Consider the following 17,334-nt stretch of genomic DNA (forward strand, 5'->3'; position numbering starts at 1 on the left):
CGCGATGATCGCCAATCGATCAGATGCCACCAAGACCGTCGCTGCCGACAAAGGCAATGCGCAACATGTTGGTCGCGCCGGGCGTGCCAAGGGGAACACCGGCGGTGATGATGACGCGCTGGCCGGGTTTGGCGAAGCCTTCGGAGAAGGCGGTGCTGCAAGCCCGGTCGACCATCTGGTCAAGGGTGCCAGCATCTTCGGAGACGATGCAGTGCAGACCCCACACAATGGACAGACGACGCGCTGTGGCGTTGATCGGGCTCATGGTGATGATCGGGGTCTGAGGACGCTCGCGAGCGGCTCTGAGGCCTGTGGTGCCCGATGAGGTGTAGCAGATGATGCTGGCAAGGTTCAGCGTCTCGGCAATCTGGCGGGATGCGGCAGAAATGGCGTCGGCACCGGTTGCTTCGGGTTCGGCGCGCTGAGCATAGATGATGTTCTCGTAGTAGGGATCCTGCTCAACTTCTTCTGCGATGCGGTTCATCATCGAAACGGATTCGAGCGGGAACTGACCGGCTGCGGATTCGGCCGAGAGCATGACAGCGTCGGCACCTTCGAACACGGCGGTTGCCACGTCAGAGGCCTCGGCACGGGTCGGCATCGGTGAGGTGATCATCGATTCGAGCATCTGGGTCGCGACGACCACGGGCTTGCCGGCCTGACGCGCCGCACGGGTGATCTGTTTCTGAGCGCCGGGAACTTTTTCGAGCGGCATTTCAACGCCAAGGTCACCACGCGCCACCATGATGGCGTCGCTGAGTTCGATGATCTCGTTGAGGCAGGCGACCGCCTGCGGCTTTTCGATCTTGGACAGGATGCCGGTGCGACCGCGGGACAGCTTGCGTACTTCGGCGACGTCTTCGGGGCGCTGTACGAAAGACAGGGCGATCCAGTCGACATCGGCTTCAACCGCTGCATCAAGGTCCGAGCGGTCTTTAGGGGTCAAGGCCGAGAAGGACAGGGTCGAATCGGGGAAGCTGATGCCCTTGCGGTTGGAGATCGTACCGCCGGTAACCACTTCGGTGTGGATGGCGTCGGCTGCAGTGCCGATGGTTCTGAGGCGGACCTTGCCATCGTCAAGCAACAGCATGTCACCCTCTTTCACAGAGCCGAAAATTTCGGGATGCGGCAGCTGGACGCGAGAAACGTCGCCTTCCTTGTCAGACATGTCGAGGGTGAAGTTGGAGCCGTTCTCCAGAGTGACCTTGGTGTCCTTGAAGATGCCCAGACGAAGCTTGGGGCCCTGAAGGTCGGCCAGAATGCCGATTGGACGGCCAACTTCTTTTTCGACTTCACGGATTTTGGCAACACGACTGCGCAAGGTCGGATGGTCGGAATGGCTCATATTGATGCGGAAAACATCAGCGCCAGCAAGAAACAATTGTTTGATCTGTTCCTTGGTTTCCGAAGCCGGCCCGAGCGTGGCCAGAATTTTCACTTTTCGGTTTCTTCTAACAGTCACGACAGCTTTCCTATTCTTGATCGGTCAATTGAACCGTATAATCCTGTTTGCCGGCCGTATCGATTTCGAAGAAGCCGGTCCGTTCAAATCCCCTTGCGACGCATTCTTCGGTGCCCTTGATCTTGAACTCAAGATCCTGTGTGCACATGAAAGCTTCGCCGTTCCACTGCCCACCCTTGTCATAGTCGATTGCATGGATGAGGTAGCGGGTTTTGACGAGAATGCCCATCAGGACGGTCTCGCATTTGTCTTTCTCAAGGTTCCACCAGCCTTCGCTGTACCAGTCGCCTTTCAGCTCGTAGCCGATCGCAAGTCCGATCGTGCTGCTTGTCTTGTTGCAGACACGCAGGTCAGCTGAGGCGTCCATGCTGCTTGCGGCCATCATCAGACAGGTCAAGGTGAGGGCTTGGGCAAAACGTGATGCAGAAAGTCGCTTTTTAATTTCACAAACAATCATTGGGCTATGCACTATTGTGTTCGAGTGTCGGGTAGCCGCCTTTTGTTTCGCGTTTCAGGCCCGCAAAGTCAATGAATATTCCTACATTAGTAGAGCTTGTTTTTTGTTTCAGGGTGTTTTTTGCCCTGACAAAGTCGCTTTGCATTGCTTGATCTCGGCTCCCTATTGTTCGGCTTGCATCTCATTTTGTAATGGGCCGGTCAAGTTTGATGGTCCAGCGGGAAGACCTTTTCGTCTCTTGCTGGAGGCCTTCTTAGCGGCATTCAATGACGGCTGTGTGATCAGCTGTTGCGCATGACTTGGGCGGAATGACGACCACGGTCACGGCTGTTGGTCTATCCTGTGCATAGCGCGGAAATCTCACATGCCAAAAAGCAGAGCGCCGATTCTGGCTTGTTCTTGGAGGCCAAAGGACTATTATCGGCGCCTGTTGCCCGGGGCAGGGCGCAGCGGGAATCACCCAAACAAGTCGATAATCTGGAATGTCTTGGACGAGGGCAAACATGGATCATAAAGAAACGGAACAGCTCGAGGCGGCTGCCTTCCGGCGACTGGTCGCCCATTTGCGCGAGCGCAGTGATGTGCAGAATATCGACATGATGAACTTGGCCGGTTTTTGCCGCAATTGTCTGTCTCGTTGGTATATGGAAGCGGCTGAGGATGCCGGTTTTGAGATGTCTCAGCAAGAGGCGCGTGAAATCGTCTATGGCATGCCTTATGACGACTGGAAGCGTGCGCATCAGCGTGAAGCATCCAGGGAACAACTCGCGGCATTCACAGCCGATCACAAATAGGGTTGATCCCGTCGCAAGAAAAATGGTTAGAGAGCGGTCAATACACGCCAGACGAAAACATGTGCTCTGGTGGGTCATGGATCGAGATGTGGAGTAGAGAATGTCAAATGCCGGTGGTGTAGCCGCAGATCAGCTGCGCGCCTTCGTCGAGCGGATCGAACGCCTCGAAGAAGAGAAAAAAGCAATCGCTGACGATATCAAGGATGTCTATGCCGAAGCCAAGGGCAACGGCTATGACGTCAAAGTCATGCGTCAGGTCGTGCGCATGCGCAAACAGGACAGCAACGAAAGGCAGGAAATGGAGGCGCTTCTGGACCTCTATCTTCATGCTCTGGGAATGGCTGAAAGCGTCGAATAGCCAACGGCTCGTCGCAAACAATCCTGATTATCGCAAAACCCTGCCATACTGTGGCGGGGTTTTGTTTTATCTGGAGAGTGATTGACTGACGGGCAATGGCTCTGCGAGAAAAGCAGGCGATCCGCGAGGTCAGTCACAGTGCGCGATTGGCTGGAGCATGATGCAAAGCTGCCCGCATGGCGGGGCCATGCGGGCAGAAAAGCAACTCGATTTGTTCGTCAGCTTGCGGCCTTGGCCTTAGGCTGCCCGAACTTCCGCAAGAAACCTCTCAACTTGAGCTCTGAGCTGCTCTGACTTGTTGCTCAGCTCTCCGGCGGTGCTTGTAACCTGGCTTGCCGCTGTTCCTGTTTCGCCTGCTGACTGCGACACGAATCGAATGTTTTCAGTCACTTCCTGAGTGCCGCGGGCGGCCTGTTCTACATTTTGGGCAATTTCTCCAGTGGCCGAAGATTGCTGTTCAACGGCAGAAGCAATACTCGAAGCGATCGCATTCATATCGCCGATCGTTGTTCCAATCTCTTGGATTGCTCTCACCGCCTCATCGGTTTCAAGCTGAACGGTGCTGATCTGCTGGCTGATTTCCTCTGTTGCCTTGGTGGTTTGGCTTGCGAGCTCCTTCACTTCGCTGGCGACAACCGCAAATCCCTTGCCAGCATCGCCAGCGCGGGCGGCTTCGATCGTCGCATTGAGGGCCAAAAGATTGGTTTGCTCGGCAATGGCAGAAATCAGATTAACCACATCGCCGATCTTCTGGGAGGCGGTCGCAAGACCCTGGATCTGCCGATCCGTCTGTTCAGCCTGAGACACGGCACCCCCCGCTATCTGGGATGACTGGGTTACCTGCCTGCTGATTTCCGCAATGGAGCTCGTCAGTTCTTCCGTCGCGCTGGCGACTGTTTGTACGTTTGCCGCAGCCTGTTCTGCGGCGCTCGCAACCGAGGAGGCCCTTTGATTGGTGTCGTTGGCAATGCCTGTGACTGCATCTGCCGTGCTTTCCATTTCTTTCGAAGTCGTGGAAGTGGCGGCCAGCAATTCACTGGCATCGACATCAAAACGTTGCGTCAACGTCGCGATGCGCTGTGCCCGTTCTTCCCTACGCCTTGTTTCCTCGGCAGCTCCAAGGCTCAGCTCATCGGCCTTGATCATATTGTCTTTAAAGACTTGTACGGCCACAGCCATGTCGCCGACTTCGTCGGTTCTTTCCTGGTAGGGTATCTCGGCCGACGTATCATGCCCGGCCAGCTTCTTCATGGAGCTGGTAATGTTGACAATCGGCTTTGCGATGCCGCGTGCAGCAAGAACCATGACGAAAGTTGCAGCCACGCCTACGGTGATGCCCAGAATGATCATCCACATGGTCGCTGAGTGGGCGCGCTCAGTGAGCTTGCTCTCCAATTGATTGACATTTGCGAGCGCCACTGCCTTGGGCACCGAGATCGCAACTGTCCACGGCGTGTTATCTTCACTAAGGACGATAGGGGCAAAGATGTCGACTGCTTCGAACTTGCCATCGTCAATGACAGTGGACTTATCCTGGTCCATTGAATCGATGCGCTGCGACCAGCTTGTTCCGGCTTCGGCGACCTTTTTGCCAATGAGATTGGCATCTTCACTATAGGCAACGATCAGTCCGTTGTCGTTGATGATGCTCACGCTTCCCTGACCCTCAAACAGGTCGGCATCAACGTTCGTGACGAGTTTTTGCACGAAGTTCAGATTGAAATTGGCGCCGGTAATACCGCGAAACTTGCCATCAATCATGACGGGAACGGAGAAAGTAGCAAGGGAAACCAACTTTCCTTGATCGAGATAGGTCAGTGGGCCGATAACACGTTCTTTGCCGGTTGAGCGCGGATCAAGATACCACGCTCCCTTTTGCAAACCGTATGAAGCCATTGTGGTCTCTTCGTACTCCACAAGGGCCTGCACCACCGCTTTGCCTGATGCATCTCTGGTCCAGTAAGGAAGGAAACGACCCGTGTCATCGGAGCCGATGTCGGTGCGGTTCTGGTAGGTCGCGTCATCGCCATCAAGAGCGTTGGGTTCCCAGGCCGAGTATGTGCCGTTGATCGTGCTGTTTTGCTCGACGGTATGACGCAGGATACCATTGAATTTCTCGCGCCGGATCTCGGCAGGCAAGCCATCGCTCGTCGATGCGAGTTCCGAAAACGTCGTCGCCATGTTGCGTGCGGTCTCGATCCCTACGCTCAGCCTTGACTTGATGGCACCCGCTTGAAGGCTGGCTTCATTCAATAGGCGTTCTTTGATTTGACTGTCGATGATGCTTGTGGCGGTTTTCCCGATATACTCGTTCGTGTCACGAGAGAAGAACAGTGAAGTTACCACCAATGAAACCACAGTAATACCAACGGCATTTAATTCTGACCTTCTTGAGCCCATTTTCTCATACCTATTGAATGGATGATGGTTGGGTTGGCGGAGAGGCTCTTCCATGCTTGGCAACCAGCATCAAGAATGGCGGCATAGTCTTCGAAGACCCGATTGGACAGGAAGGTACCGCGCAGATACTGCCAAATATTCTCAACTGGGTTCAGTTCCGGTGATTTGGAAGGCAACAGGAGGATGGTGATATTCTTGGGCACGTTGAGTCTGCTTGTCGTATGCCATCCGGCACGATCCATCAGCACCACGGCATGAGCGCCGCGCGCCACTGTCCTTGAGACTTCTTCGAGGTGCATTTGCATGGCCTGTGTATTTGCAAAAGGCATCATCAATCCCGCGCCAACGCCACGCGCTGGACATATTGCACCGAACAGATAGGCATTTTTATATCGCTGATCGGCTGGCAGACGTGGTCTGGTTCCCTTTTTTGCCCATAGTCGGGCCAGTCCATTCTTCTGACCAAGCCTAGCCTCATCTTGCCACCAAATCTCGATGGGCTTGTTCTTTGGCAAATGGCCTACATGCGCTGCCAACGTTGCGGAGAAGTTTTTTTGAAAGCATCAATGACTTCAGGCTTTTGTTCTGGATGTTGAGGTCGACCAGATATGCGCACATACCCCATGCGGCGCAAAAGATCCCGTACTCCACGTTCCTTGTAGGAGACCCCAAACCGCTCTTGGATCACACGCACCAGATCCTGGCTACGCCAGACAGAGACGCCGTCCTTCTCAGGATCAGGACCGGTTTCAACGATAGCAACAAACTCTTCGAGCTGTTCTGGGCTCAAGCGCATGGGAGCGCCGGTTGCTTTGATGTCGACAAGACCATCGGTGCCTTGCTCATTGAAGCGAAGAACCCAATCTCGCAAAGTCTGGCGGTCCATACCGCCGACTTTGGCGGCATCAGCACGGTTCATGCCGTCATAGACAGCCGCAATGGCCAGTAGGCGGCGGCTCTGTTTGGCATTGCGGCATCCTTTGGCAAGACGGCGCAAACTATCGGCGTCAAAAGCATCGCTAAGAATCAAAGCGGCAGACATGGCAAAATCTCCTTTGCCATGTTGAATCACGCCAGTGCTAAAAATGGAATCCCTAAAGAGTCAGAACTTCACGCCCTTGGTATTACTGGCCAATATCGCTAGGCGCGTTCAATGCAAAGAGCAATGCCCATGCCGCCGCCGATGCAAAGGGTGGCAAGGCCCTTCTTGGCGTCGCGGCGACGCATTTCATGCAGCAAGGTCACCAGAATGCGAGCGCCTGAGGCACCAATCGGGTGGCCAAGGGCGATGGCACCGCCATTGACATTCACCTTGTCGGTGTCCCATGCCAGTTCCTTGTTGACCGCAATGGCTTGAGCGGCAAAGGCTTCGTTCGCTTCGACCAGATCGAGATCATCGATTGACCAACCAGCGCGTTCCAGCGCCTTGCGTGAGGCCACCTTTTGAACGGCCAAAACCTTCTTTTGGAGTCCCCGTTTTGCGCCCGCTGCCCCCTCTCTCGGGACATTGCTAACGCAATGCCCTGCCGGGCAGTGGATGATGGGCGCGGATGACGGTGCTGTCGATCATTTGAACCTGATTTGGTGCGGCGCCACTCTCGTTCAGCGCCTCAAGAACCATTTCCCAGAGACCCGCCAAAGTCCAGCGTCGGAATTGGCGATAGACCGACGACCATTTGCCGAACTCCTCAGGCAAGTCACGCCACTGTGCTCCAGTACGAGCAATCCAGAAGACCCCGTCAAGAACCAAGCGATGATCTCCCGCCGGGCGACCGCACGACCACGAATCGAGTGCATGAAAGGTTCGAAAAATGCCCATTCCGCATCGCTCATAGTCAATCGCGCCAACATAGCCTCCTTGAAAGCTATCTTGAATCATATCTCAGCTGATTTGGGAAACCAGTTTGTCAACAGATCCTAGAGCATGCTCTGATCAGTCGATTTGGAACACTTGGTCGTGTCGATCGGGAATTCCAGCTCCGCTCTGACAATGGATTGGTTTTTACCAGCAGGCACTTCACAGCCATGGTTCGAAGTTATGGTCTCAAACAGGAGTTCATAACTCCGCATTACCCGCAACAGAATGGAATGGTCGAACGTGTTATCAGAACAATGAAAGAACAATGCTTTCACAGACACCGCTTCGAAACCATTAAACATGCAAATCGGGTTATAAGCGATTGGATTGCCTTTTACAATAATTACCGCCCGCACCAAGCACTCGCCATGCGGACACCCGCTGAGGCATTCAAATTAGCAGCATAAACTGTGCAGATTCCGATGGGTCAATACAGCCGTCCCTTGTGGTCGACAACCGCTTGAACAGGCAGTTCGAAGTCGAGGCGGTGGAGCTTATGTCGAGTCTGGTGTTTGAAGATTTTTCAAGCAGCGGCTTTTTGTTGGGGTGATGCCATTGACGCCCTCAGTGGCGTCGGCGAGGTGAGCGAAGCTGCGAAGCTGCGAAGCTTGTGAGGTGGTCTTAGGCTGTAAATGCATAAAAGTTGTTTGTTTTTTTGTTTTGTTTGTGATTTAAGGACTTTAGGTGGTTGATCCCATACGAATTTATCTGGGACTATGGAGAATTTTGTGCCCTGGCGTGGTAACTCTAATATGAGGAGACCCACGTATGAGCATCGACAAAGCCCTTTTGGATCATCTGATGGAAGGCCGCAAAGCGGGCGATCTGTTCGGAGAGGACGGGATTCTGCAAGAACTGACCAAGGCGCTGGCCGAACGAGCCCTGAGCGCCGAACTGGACGAGCATCTGACCGAAGAACGCGCCGATGCGCCGCCTGAAGGCGCGAACCAGGCGCCAAATCGTCGCAATGGCCGCAGCCAGAAGACGGTGACCACCGACAGCGGGAAGGTCATTCTCGACATTCCCCGTGACCGCAACGGCAGCTTTGATCCTCTGCTGATCGCCAAGTATCAGCGCCGCTTTCCCGAGTTCGACACCAAGATCATCAGCATGTACGCGCGCGGGATGACGACCCGCGAGATCCAGGGGCATATCGAGGATATCTATGGTATAGAGGCGTCCCCGAGCCTGATTTCGGCGATCACCGATGCCGTGATGGAGGAAGTGACCGCCTGGCAGAACCGCCCGCTGGAACCGTGTTATCCGATTGTGTTCATGGACGCGATCCGGGTCAAGATCCGCACCGACGGCGTGGTTCTGAACAAGGCGGTTTTTGTGGCCCTGGCTGTTCTCCCGGACGGCACCCGCGACGTTCTGGGGCTTTGGTTCCAGGCCAATGAGGGTGCCAAGTTCTGGGCTAAAGTTCTCAGCGATCTGCGCAACCGTGGCGTTCAGGACATTCTCATCGCCGTCGTGGACGGTCTGAAGGGCTTCCCCCAGGCCATCGAGGCAGCCTTTCCTCAGACCCAGGTCCAGACCTGTATCGTGCATCTGCTGCGCCATTCCATGAGCTTTGCCAGCTACAAGGATCGCAAGGCCGTCGCAGCGGCTCTTAAGGCTGTCTACACCGCTGTGGACGCAGCAGCCGCGGAGACTGCGCTGGCGGAGTTCGAAAACAGCGACCTTGCCGCCAAATACCCGGCAATCGCGCCGAGTTGGCGCCGGACTTGGAACGAGGTGATCCCGTTCCTTGACTATCCGCCCCAAGTGCGCAGGCTGATCTACACCACGAACGCCATTGAAGCACTGAACTCGAAAATCCGCCGGGCCGTTCGCTCCCGCGGGCATTTCCCCAGTGACGAGGCAGCTGCGAAATTGATTTATCTCGCCCTGAATGCTACTTCTGTGGAATGGAAACGCTCCGTGCGCGAATGGCACTCAGTGAAAAGCCAGTTCGCAATAATGTTCGAAGATCGTTTCCAAATGGCGTAATCAAAGCGCCAGGGCACAAAATTCTGCATAGTCCCATTTATCTTCAAAAAGTGGACAGAGGATCCGGAAAGATTCAAAATGAATCCGATCCATCAAATCCCGGGACCGAACACCTAAATTAAACAGCCTCAGGTAAACCCAGCGCAGTTCAACCTAAAGAATTATATTCTCCTAAAAAGGGCTGCAGCATATAGCGCAATAGAGGAAATCAGTGTCTGGCGCCTAAATCCTCTACGCATCAATTCTAATGCGAACCCGACACTTCCCCCTTCGCGAGCACGAACAAAGCGATCAAGTTTGGCGGCATTTTCAACTGTAAGGTAACAAGAATTCTTCTGAAGTGCGCTCAGGTGAAGATCGGTCCAAGTTTTGAAGCGACCATTAAGTAGCATCTTAAAACGTATTATATTTTCACTCAATCCGGAGTTGTTACCAACCAAATTTGCTTCATGTTGGCGATATTCCACAAAAACTTCTTTATCGTAAAATACGTTGCCACCTGCTCCAGAAACCCAGATATATGCCCACCAATCATGAGATACAATTCTTGAGTCGGCACTAACTTTTTGCAAGAGAGCTAATGTCGGAAAATTGAACACCATGGTGTTCCCACCCACGATAGATTGAACTAAAGCATTGCCAAAACACGGCTTATTGCTCATCAAAGGCGACTGACCATACGGTATTCCCTTTGAATCAACTATTCTAGTACGTCCTCCATAAAGGCAAATCTTTCCAGACCCCATCAAAGCAATTTTCTCTTGAGCTTGCAACAGCTTGTTAGGTAACCAGACATCATCTTGATCAGAGAAGGCATAATAATCGTAACCATCAGGAGCACAAAGCAGCAAACGCCTAAAATTTTCCGCAAATCCTAGCTTTGGACCTTCAATGATTTTTACGTGTCCCTTGCTCCACCTCGAAGCCCATTTTTCTAGGTGTACCCACGTCCCATCTGTGGAGCCATCATCCGAAATCAGAAGGTCAATATTATCCACATTTTGATCAAGAATGCTTTCGAGTTGTTCATCTAAAAACTCGAGCCCATTGTAGGTGGCTAAAAGGATCAAAAAACGCATATTTTTACGATATCAGATGAAACAATATTTTCGAGTTGTTATCCAGAATTCGAACCAACATTAAAATTCTACTGAGTGATTAGCATCCGCAAATAAGTACCATAATCGCCCCTGCCTGCATTTTCGGCGAGTTTGGCTAGATCGTCAGCGTTAATAAAGCCCTTGGTGAAGGCGATTTCTTCCGGGCAGGCGATCTTGAAACCCTGTCGTTTTTCAAGCGTGCGGACGAACAGGCCGGCTTCGAGAAGGCTTTCCGGCGTGCCCGTATCCAGCCATGCATAGCCGCGCCCCATGATGGAGACGTTCAGCTTGCCGCGGTCGAGATAGATCTGGTTGACGTCGGTGATTTCATATTCGCCGCGCTTCGATGGCTTCAGGTCGGCGACGATATCGACGACCGCGCTGTCGTAGAAATAAAGTCCGGTAACGGCCCAGTTGGATTTCGGCCTAGCGGGTTTTTCCTCAATCGAAATCGCCTTCATACTGGTATCGAAATCGACGACGCCGTAACGCTCTGGATCGTGGACGCGATAAGCAAAGACGGTCGCGCCATCGGTGATTGCCTTTGCGTCATCGAGAAGCTCGGGCAGGCCGTGGCCGTAATAAATGTTGTCACCAAGGATCAGGCAGGAGGGCGAGCCCCCCACGAAATCCGCCCCGATCATATAGGCTTGCGCTAGACCGTCCGGGCTTGGCTGTTCGGCATAGGTGAGCGAAAGCCCCCATTGCGCGCCGTCTCCCAGAAGCTTCTGGAAGAGCGGCATATCATGCGGCGTGGAAATGATCAGGATTTCGCGGATATCCGCCAGCATCAAAACGCTAAGCGGGTAATAGATCATCGGCTTGTCATAAATCGGGATGATCTGCTTGCTGATCACAAGCGTCATCGGGTGGAGGCGCGTGCCACTACCGCCTGCGAGAATGATGCCCTTCATGATGCTCCTCCAGTGTCGCTGATCAGCGCGCGAACAACCTCGCGCGTCGATGCCTGCCAGTTTGGCATGCGGATACCGAATTCCGCCTCAAGCTTTCCGCAATCAAGCCGCGAATTGGCAGGCCGCTTGGCAGGGGTCGGATAATCCGCGGTGGTGATCGCCGTCACCATCACGCGCTTGCCCGTCTCATCGTAAAGCGCGTCGAAGATTTCCGCTGCAAAGTCGGCCCAGCTCGTCTCACCATGGCCGCTCATATGGAATATGCCGCGCAATCCTTGCGATGAATTGGCAAGCATCTGCCGCGCGGCGGAAACCAGCGCTTCTGCAATATCCCGCGCGGAGGTGGGGCAGCCGAACTGATCGCCAACCACGCCCACGCTGTCGCGCGTTTCTGCAAGCCGTAGCATGGTCTTCACGAAATTCTTGCCATAGGGCGAATAGACCCAGGCGGTTCGAAAGATTGCATGATTGTCCGTTGCCCGCGCCACGGCCTCTTCGCCGTCCAGTTTCGAGCGGCCGTAAATGGTGGCAGGCCCGGTTGGATCGCTTTCGATATAGGCGCGGTTAAGCGTGCCATCGAAGACATAATCGGTCGAAAGGTGAAGCACCGGGATATTCAGGCTTGCTGCGGCCGCAGCCACAGCACCAGCCCCATCGCGGTTGTTGGCAAAGGCCAGATCGGGCTCGCTTTCCGCCGCATCCACCGCAGTATAGGCTGCCGCCGAAACCACCGTATCGGCCTTTGCCGCATCAATAGCTGCCCGCACGCTTTCTGCATCCGTCAGATCCATCTCGGGCCGCCCGATGGCAACCACTTCGAGATCGTCAAGGTTCAGCCCCTGCAAAGCCTGGCTCACCTGTCCATTTTTGCCCGTCACCGCAAGTCGCATGGTCATGCCTTCTTCAACATGCCAAGCCGCTTGCCGGAATAAACACCCTTGCGCAGCGGCTCCCACCACCAGTCATTGTCGAGATACCACTCGACCGTCTTGGCAATGCCGGTGTCGAAGGTCTCTTCGGCATTCCAGCCAAGCTCGGTTTCGAGTTTGGTGGCGTCGATGGCATAGCGCGCATCGTGGCCGGGCCGGTCGATGACGTAAGTTATAAGCTGGCTATGTGGTTTGCTGGAGGGGCGCAGTTGATCCATGATCTCGCAAACGCGGGTGACGACATCGATATTGCGCCGCTCATTGCGCCCGCCGACATTGTATTTCTCGCCGGGACGCCCTTTTCTCGTAACAAGCCAAAGGGCGCGCGCATGATCCTCCACGTAAAGCCAGTCGCGAATATTCGCGCCATTGCCATAAACGGGCAGCGGTTTGCCTTCCAGTGCATTCAGAATGATGAGCGGGATGAGCTTTTCGGGGAAATGGAAGGGCCCGTAATTGTTCGAGCAATTGGAGATTACCGCCGGGAAACCGTAAGTTCGCTGCCATGCAGAGACCAGATGGTCGCTTGCCGCCTTGGATGCCGAATAAGGCGATGAGGGATCGTAAGGCGTTGTTTCTTCAAATAGCCCCTCTTCGCCAAGCGAGCCGTAAACCTCGTCGGTCGACACATGTAGCATGCGGAAGGCCGCCTTCTTGTCATCCTTAAGGCTGTTCCAGTATTTGCGGCCTGCCTCCAGCATGTTGAACGTGCCGTTCACATTGGTTTGCACGAAATCGGCAGCCCCGGTGATTGAGCGGTCGACATGGCTTTCCGCTGCCAGATGCATGACATAATCCGGCTGGAAGCTTTCAAAAGCTTCGGCAATCGCTGATTCGTCGCAAATATCTGCCTGTAGAAAGCGATAGTTTGGACGCTCCGCGATCGGCTTCAGCGAGGCGAGATTGCCCGCATAGGTGAGCTTGTCGACATTGAGAACCTCAGCTCCGATATCGCTGACGAGGTAACGCACGAGTGCCGAGCCGATAAATCCCGCCCCGCCAGTGATGAGAACCCGCATTAATTCGCCTCCCGCGCGTGACAGTGGAAATAGGCTGGCATATCGGCGAGCATCGGCTGCTTTTTGTCCTTGTCAGAAAGAATGCAATCAACGCTTTGCGGCCAGGATATGCCGATCGCCGGATCGTTCCAGCGCAGTCCGCGATCGTTTTCCGCGCTATATGGTGCCGTGACCTTATAAGCGATCATCGTGTCGGGTTTAAGCGTCATGAAACCGTGCGCCATGCCGGGCGGGACCCATAATTGCTGGCCGTTTTCCGCCGAAAGCTCAACGCCAACCCACTGACCAAACGTTGGCGAGCCATGCCGGATATCAACCGCGACATCGAAAAGCGCGCCCTTGATGCAGCGCACCAGCTTGCCTTGCGCAAACGGATCAAGCTGAAAATGCAGCCCCCGCATCGTGCCGACATCGGCGGACAGCGATTCATTGTCCTGCACGAAAGTTACATCGGCAACATTCTCCCGAAACCAGCCATCCTTGAAGACCTCGCAGAAATACCCTCGGTGATCGCCATGGTGCACCGGCGAAATAGAAACGAGGCCCGGAATTTTGGTAGGCGTGACGTGCAAAGAGTGACCTCTCATCGCTTAACAATTGGAACATGTAAATTTTGCATATTGTGTCTTTGTGATAACCGAAAATTCCGGTGTGACAAATAGATTAATTATATTGCTTCATTTTACTCGCCACTATCATCAGGCAATCCGACCTGAAACGCGCAAAATCGGAAGGCAAAACCCTCGGTGTCCCCGCAACGCTCAGCAAAAAATAGAAGCAGGATGTGCGAGACGAGCTCGCAAAGGGCATGAGTGCTTCGGCAATCGCCAGGAAATTTGTCACTATTTGCCACTAGTAGGCAGACCATCATGCGGGTTCGCGGAAATAAATCTTGTTCTGACCCCTTATAAGGTACTATCCAACTCTATCGCTTCAAAACATCTTTCACATTTTGAAATTTCTTCAGCGCGTGCAGACCTTCCAAAATGCCGATGTAAGCACTGAGATTGTCCGGATCGACAGAAATGCACCGATTAAATTTATCAAGTGCCTCTTCTTGGTGGTTCTGCCCCAGAGCCTCCCACCCTAAAAACAAGAGCTCAGTTTGACCGTCCGCCAGACCAGTCGAGTCGTGCCTTGAAGTCAATTTTCTAAATGCCACTTCAGCCCTTCCGGCAAACATTCTAACCTTCTTAGCATTGGCAATCCTACTCCCTTACTTTCGAACAAAGCGAAAATCGACCGACCCAAACCCCATCTAAATATTGTATTGTCTTTGAAAGATGCTAGTAGTACGTCCGGCATTTGGCTGTCAAATAAATAGGGGGATAAGATGCTCAATATTGTTATACCAATGGCTGGCGCGGGAAGCCGGTTCGCGGCAGCCGGGTACAAACTGCCCAAACCACTTATCGAAGTGCAAGGCGTCCCAATGATCAAGCTGGTCATCAAAAACCTGCGCACGACCACGCCACATCGCTTTGTGTTCATCTGTCAGCAGGAGCACCTGGAAAAGTTTGACTTGGCTGCAAAACTTGAAAAATGGGCACCAGGCTGCGAGATTGTTGCGGTCAAGGGCTTAACTGAAGGCGCGGCCTGTACGGTCTTGGCGGCGAAAAGCTTCATCAATAACGCCGATCCGTTGATGATCGCCAATTCGGACCAATATGTCGATGTCAAGATCGACGATTACGTCGGCGCTATGGCGGAAGGGAATTTGGACGGCTTGATAATGACAATGAAGGCCGACGATCCAAAGTGGTCTTTTGTTGGTTTCGATGCGGCAGGGAATGTCAACTGTGTCGTCGAGAAACAGGTCATTTCCGACGAAGCGACCGTTGGGATTTACAACTTCAAGCATGGCTGCGACTTCGTGTCGGCCGCTGAGGAAATGATTGAAGCAGATCTGCGCGTAAACGGCGAATTTTATGTCGCGCCTGCGTATAATTTGCTGATCGCAAAGTCGGAAAAAATCGGCGTCTATAATATCGGGTCTGAGGCCGATGGGATGTATGGGCTTGGCATTCCGGCTGATTTGAACTTGTTTTTGGAACTTCCTCTTTCAAAGAAAATTGCAGTACAAGAATGAAGATTATTTCCCACCGCGGTTATTGGAAAGAGCCTCTGGAAAAGAACAGGGATGTGGCCTTTAACCGTTCTTTCTCTCTGGAGTTCGGCACCGAAACAGACGTTCGTGACCGCAAAGGCCAATTAGCGGTCGCGCATGATCCAGCAACTGCGTATGACATGAGCTTGCCCTCACTTTTGGCGATGGCTCCCAAACACTTGCTCTTGGCTTTGAACATCAAAGCCGACGGATTGGCGGGGCTCCTGAAGGAACAACTGGAGGCAGCAAATATTACGGAGTATTTCGTCTTCGACATGGCCGTCCCTGATATGCGGGATTACTTTCGTCTCGAAATGCCAGTATATACGCGCCTCAGTGAGGTCGAAAAAGTACCCGCTTATCTCGACCAAGCAACCGGCATTTGGCTAGATAGTTTTGGAGCGGAATGGTACGGCGAAGCCGAGCTTGAGGAATTGTTGAAGCTTGGCAAACCAATTTGTGTAGTTTCCGCAGATCTGCACAGGCGTTCAAACCACGCTCAATGGCGCCTACTTGCCAAATTCAACCATTGGAAAAACATCACCCTTTGCACCGATTTTCCGGAACAAGCGCGCGAGTATTTCACATGAGAATCAAAGCCATAATTTTCGATATGGATGGCGTTCTAATCGAGGCCAAGGATTGGCACTATGAAGCACTTAACCGAGCGCTTCTGTTGTTTGGATATGAAATAAGCCGTTTTGATCATCTGACAACATATGACGGATTGCCGACGCGCAAGAAATTGGAGATGCTCAGCGCTGAACGCAACCTGCCGCGGTCTTTGCACAGCTTCATCAATGAAATGAAGCAGATTTACACAACGGAGATCATTCACCAACGCTGTCGCCCTCTCTTTGTTCATGAATACGCGTTGTCCACACTCAAGGCGAAAGGCTACAAGCTTGGTCTTGCCAGTAATTCAATTCGAAGCACAATTGAGTTGATGATGGAAAAGGCTAGCCTGAAACAATATCTTGACGTGATCCGCTCCAATGAGGATGTCACGGAAGGCAAACCCAATCCCGCAATTTACACCAGTGCTATCGAGGCGTTGAACCTCATGCCGGAAGAGTGCTTGGTCGTCGAAGACAACGAGAATGGAATACGTGCTGCGCGTGCGGCCGGTGCGCATGTCCTTGTTGTTCATGAAGTCACTGACGTTACATTGGACAGGATCACCAACTTTATAGAACATGCTGAAGGGAAGGCTGTATCCTTATGAACGTATTGCTTTTAGCGGCTGGAGAAGCCGCCGACCACGATTCATATCCCCTCTGCCTAAGTGAGTTTGATGGCGAGCCCCTAATCGCGAAACAACTTAGTGCTTGCGCCGGTCTGGAAGCTGAAAAAATAATTGTGGCGATGCCCAAAACGGACGTCGAAAAATTTCACCTTGATAATGTTGTTAGATTGCTGGAACCGAAAAGCGTAGTTGTCAAAATTGAAAATCCGACCAGCGGTGCAGCTTGCACTGCTTTACTTGCCGCTGGCTTCATCGACAACGATAAGGAATTGCTGATCATAAACGCAAATGAGTTGATTGATGTCAATTTCGCGGACATTGTTGGTGGGTTTCGAGAACGCTCCCTTGCTGCAGGCGTTCTGACCTTCAAATCTGTCCACCCGCGATATTCCTATGTGAAGCTGGACGATAGCGGCTTTGTCATGGAAGCTGCTGAAAAGCGCCCCATCAGCCAAAACGCCACCGTTGGCTTTTACTGGTATCGACACGGGCATGACTTCGTAAACGCCGCAAAAAATATGATTCGTAAAGGGGCAAGCGTTCAGGGTGGATTCTATATTTGCCCCGTGTTCAACGAATTCATACTAGAGCAAAAGCAGGTAGGCTCATCCGTTTTGGATATTAAAAAATATCATCCCCTCAAATCCGAACGGGAAATCGATCGCTACGAAGCTGTATCTCAGAGGAGCAATACCTAG

The 17,334-nt window shown here is 53.0% G+C and carries 18 protein-coding genes and 3 pseudogenes; 9 read left to right on the top strand and 12 right to left on the bottom strand.

Features of this window, described 5'->3' with window-relative positions; genetic code table 11:
- Positions 1-19 precede the first annotated feature (19 nt).
- Together pyk and CPH65_RS09595 are read right to left on the bottom strand one after the other, a co-directional pair.
- Positions 20-1,462 carry a pyruvate kinase gene (pyk, locus tag CPH65_RS09590; RefSeq protein ID WP_096173280.1) on the bottom strand — a complete coding sequence of 481 codons (1,443 nt, stop codon included), beginning with the start codon at positions 1,460-1,462 and terminating at the stop codon, positions 20-22.
- Positions 1,463-1,472: 10 nt separating this feature from the next.
- Entirely contained in the window at positions 1,473-1,844 is a 372-nt protein-coding gene (locus tag CPH65_RS09595; protein WP_197704000.1) for a DUF1036 domain-containing protein, read from the bottom strand.
- Positions 1,845-2,422: 578 nt separating this feature from the next.
- Between CPH65_RS09595 and CPH65_RS09600 the strand changes: the two genes are divergently transcribed.
- Positions 2,423-2,713, top strand: coding sequence for a DUF1244 domain-containing protein (locus CPH65_RS09600; protein WP_096173281.1), 291 nt, complete (start codon positions 2,423-2,425; stop codon positions 2,711-2,713).
- A gap of 100 nt (positions 2,714-2,813) precedes the next feature.
- Positions 2,814-3,071 carry a DUF2312 domain-containing protein gene (locus CPH65_RS09605; RefSeq protein WP_096173282.1) on the top strand — a complete coding sequence of 86 codons (258 nt, stop codon included), beginning with the start codon at positions 2,814-2,816 and terminating at the stop codon, positions 3,069-3,071.
- Between the two features lie 237 nt (positions 3,072-3,308).
- Here CPH65_RS09605 and CPH65_RS09610 read toward each other — a convergent pair whose 3' ends face one another.
- The 4 genes and pseudogenes from CPH65_RS09610 to CPH65_RS09625 all read right to left on the bottom strand — a co-directional run.
- A complete protein-coding gene (locus CPH65_RS09610) occupies positions 3,309-5,525 on the bottom strand; it encodes a methyl-accepting chemotaxis protein (RefSeq protein WP_096173283.1) in 2,217 nt (738 codons plus the stop codon).
- Positions 5,447-6,513 (bottom strand): IS630 family transposase gene (locus CPH65_RS09615; protein ID WP_096171592.1). Its coding sequence is split into 2 segments (ribosomal slippage): positions 5,447-6,009 and positions 6,009-6,513, totalling 1,068 coding nucleotides; the frame shifts between segments, so codons are not numbered across the junction. The genes CPH65_RS09610 and CPH65_RS09615 overlap by 79 nt, the downstream gene beginning before the upstream one ends.
- A gap of 98 nt (positions 6,514-6,611) precedes the next feature.
- Positions 6,612-6,908, bottom strand: a pseudogene (locus CPH65_RS09620) (acetyl-CoA C-acetyltransferase); the annotation flags it as partial.
- Positions 6,901-7,322, bottom strand: a pseudogene (locus CPH65_RS09625) (IS5 family transposase); the annotation flags it as partial. The pseudogenes CPH65_RS09625 and CPH65_RS09620, both read right to left, overlap by 8 nt.
- Positions 7,323-7,496: 174 nt before the next feature.
- Here CPH65_RS09625 and CPH65_RS25005 point away from each other — a divergent pair.
- Positions 7,497-7,736 carry an integrase core domain-containing protein gene (locus CPH65_RS25005; RefSeq protein ID WP_371359455.1) on the top strand — a complete coding sequence of 80 codons (240 nt, stop codon included), beginning with the start codon at positions 7,497-7,499 and terminating at the stop codon, positions 7,734-7,736.
- Positions 7,737-8,097: 361 nt separating this feature from the next.
- Positions 8,098-9,321, top strand: coding sequence for an IS256 family transposase (locus CPH65_RS09635; protein ID WP_096171576.1), 1,224 nt, complete (start codon positions 8,098-8,100; stop codon positions 9,319-9,321).
- A 161-nt stretch (positions 9,322-9,482) separates the two neighbouring features.
- On the opposite strand, the gene CPH65_RS09640 is transcribed toward CPH65_RS09635, so the two are convergent.
- From CPH65_RS09640 to rfbC, 5 genes are all read right to left on the bottom strand, one after another.
- Positions 9,483-10,400: a glycosyltransferase family 2 protein gene (locus tag CPH65_RS09640; protein ID WP_096171575.1), complete on the bottom strand. Its 918-nt coding sequence runs from the start codon at positions 10,398-10,400 to the stop codon at positions 9,483-9,485.
- Positions 10,401-10,468: 68 nt separating this feature from the next.
- Entirely contained in the window at positions 10,469-11,335 is an 867-nt protein-coding gene (rfbA, locus tag CPH65_RS09645) for a glucose-1-phosphate thymidylyltransferase RfbA (protein ID WP_096171574.1), read from the bottom strand.
- The gene (gene rfbD, locus CPH65_RS09650) at positions 11,332-12,225 is read right to left on the bottom strand and encodes a dTDP-4-dehydrorhamnose reductase (RefSeq protein WP_096176136.1); all 894 of its coding nucleotides are present in this window, start codon (positions 12,223-12,225) and stop codon (positions 11,332-11,334) included. The genes rfbA and rfbD overlap by 4 nt, the downstream gene beginning before the upstream one ends.
- A 2-nt stretch (positions 12,226-12,227) precedes the next feature.
- Positions 12,228-13,283, bottom strand: a complete 1,056-nt coding sequence (rfbB, locus tag CPH65_RS09655; protein ID WP_096173285.1) for a dTDP-glucose 4,6-dehydratase — start codon at positions 13,281-13,283, stop codon at positions 12,228-12,230.
- On the bottom strand, positions 13,283-13,870 hold the full coding sequence (gene rfbC, locus CPH65_RS09660) for a dTDP-4-dehydrorhamnose 3,5-epimerase (RefSeq protein ID WP_096173286.1): 588 nt from the start codon (positions 13,868-13,870) through the stop codon (positions 13,283-13,285). The genes rfbB and rfbC overlap by 1 nt, the downstream gene beginning before the upstream one ends.
- Positions 13,871-13,986: 116 nt before the next feature.
- On the opposite strand from rfbC, the pseudogene CPH65_RS25010 reads away from it, so the two are divergent.
- Positions 13,987-14,194: pseudogene (locus tag CPH65_RS25010) on the top strand (recombinase family protein); the annotation flags it as partial.
- A gap of 14 nt (positions 14,195-14,208) precedes the next feature.
- Here the strand turns inward: CPH65_RS25010 and CPH65_RS09665 are convergent.
- Complete coding sequence (locus CPH65_RS09665) at positions 14,209-14,466, bottom strand: hypothetical protein (protein ID WP_096173287.1); 258 nt, start codon at positions 14,464-14,466, stop codon at positions 14,209-14,211.
- Between the two features lie 150 nt (positions 14,467-14,616).
- Here CPH65_RS09665 and CPH65_RS09670 point away from each other — a divergent pair, with 150 nt between their 5' ends.
- The 4 genes from CPH65_RS09670 to CPH65_RS09685 are packed head-to-tail and all read left to right on the top strand — an operon-like array spanning position 14,617 to position 17,334.
- A complete protein-coding gene (locus CPH65_RS09670) occupies positions 14,617-15,372 on the top strand; it encodes a glycosyltransferase family 2 protein (RefSeq protein WP_096173288.1) in 756 nt (251 codons plus the stop codon).
- Positions 15,369-15,980 (top strand): phosphodiesterase, encoded by a 612-nt coding sequence (locus tag CPH65_RS09675; RefSeq protein ID WP_096171572.1) that lies wholly within the window; start codon positions 15,369-15,371, stop codon positions 15,978-15,980. Before CPH65_RS09670 ends, CPH65_RS09675 begins: the two co-directional genes overlap by 4 nt.
- Positions 15,977-16,615 (top strand): HAD family phosphatase, encoded by a 639-nt coding sequence (locus CPH65_RS09680; RefSeq protein WP_096173289.1) that lies wholly within the window; start codon positions 15,977-15,979, stop codon positions 16,613-16,615. The genes CPH65_RS09675 and CPH65_RS09680 overlap by 4 nt, the downstream gene beginning before the upstream one ends.
- The gene (locus CPH65_RS09685) at positions 16,612-17,334 is read left to right on the top strand and encodes a glycosyltransferase family 2 protein (protein WP_096173290.1); all 723 of its coding nucleotides are present in this window, start codon (positions 16,612-16,614) and stop codon (positions 17,332-17,334) included. The genes CPH65_RS09680 and CPH65_RS09685 overlap by 4 nt, the downstream gene beginning before the upstream one ends.

The organism is Cohaesibacter sp. ES.047 (assembly GCF_900215505.1).
GTDB lineage: Bacteria > Pseudomonadota > Alphaproteobacteria > Rhizobiales > Cohaesibacteraceae > Cohaesibacter.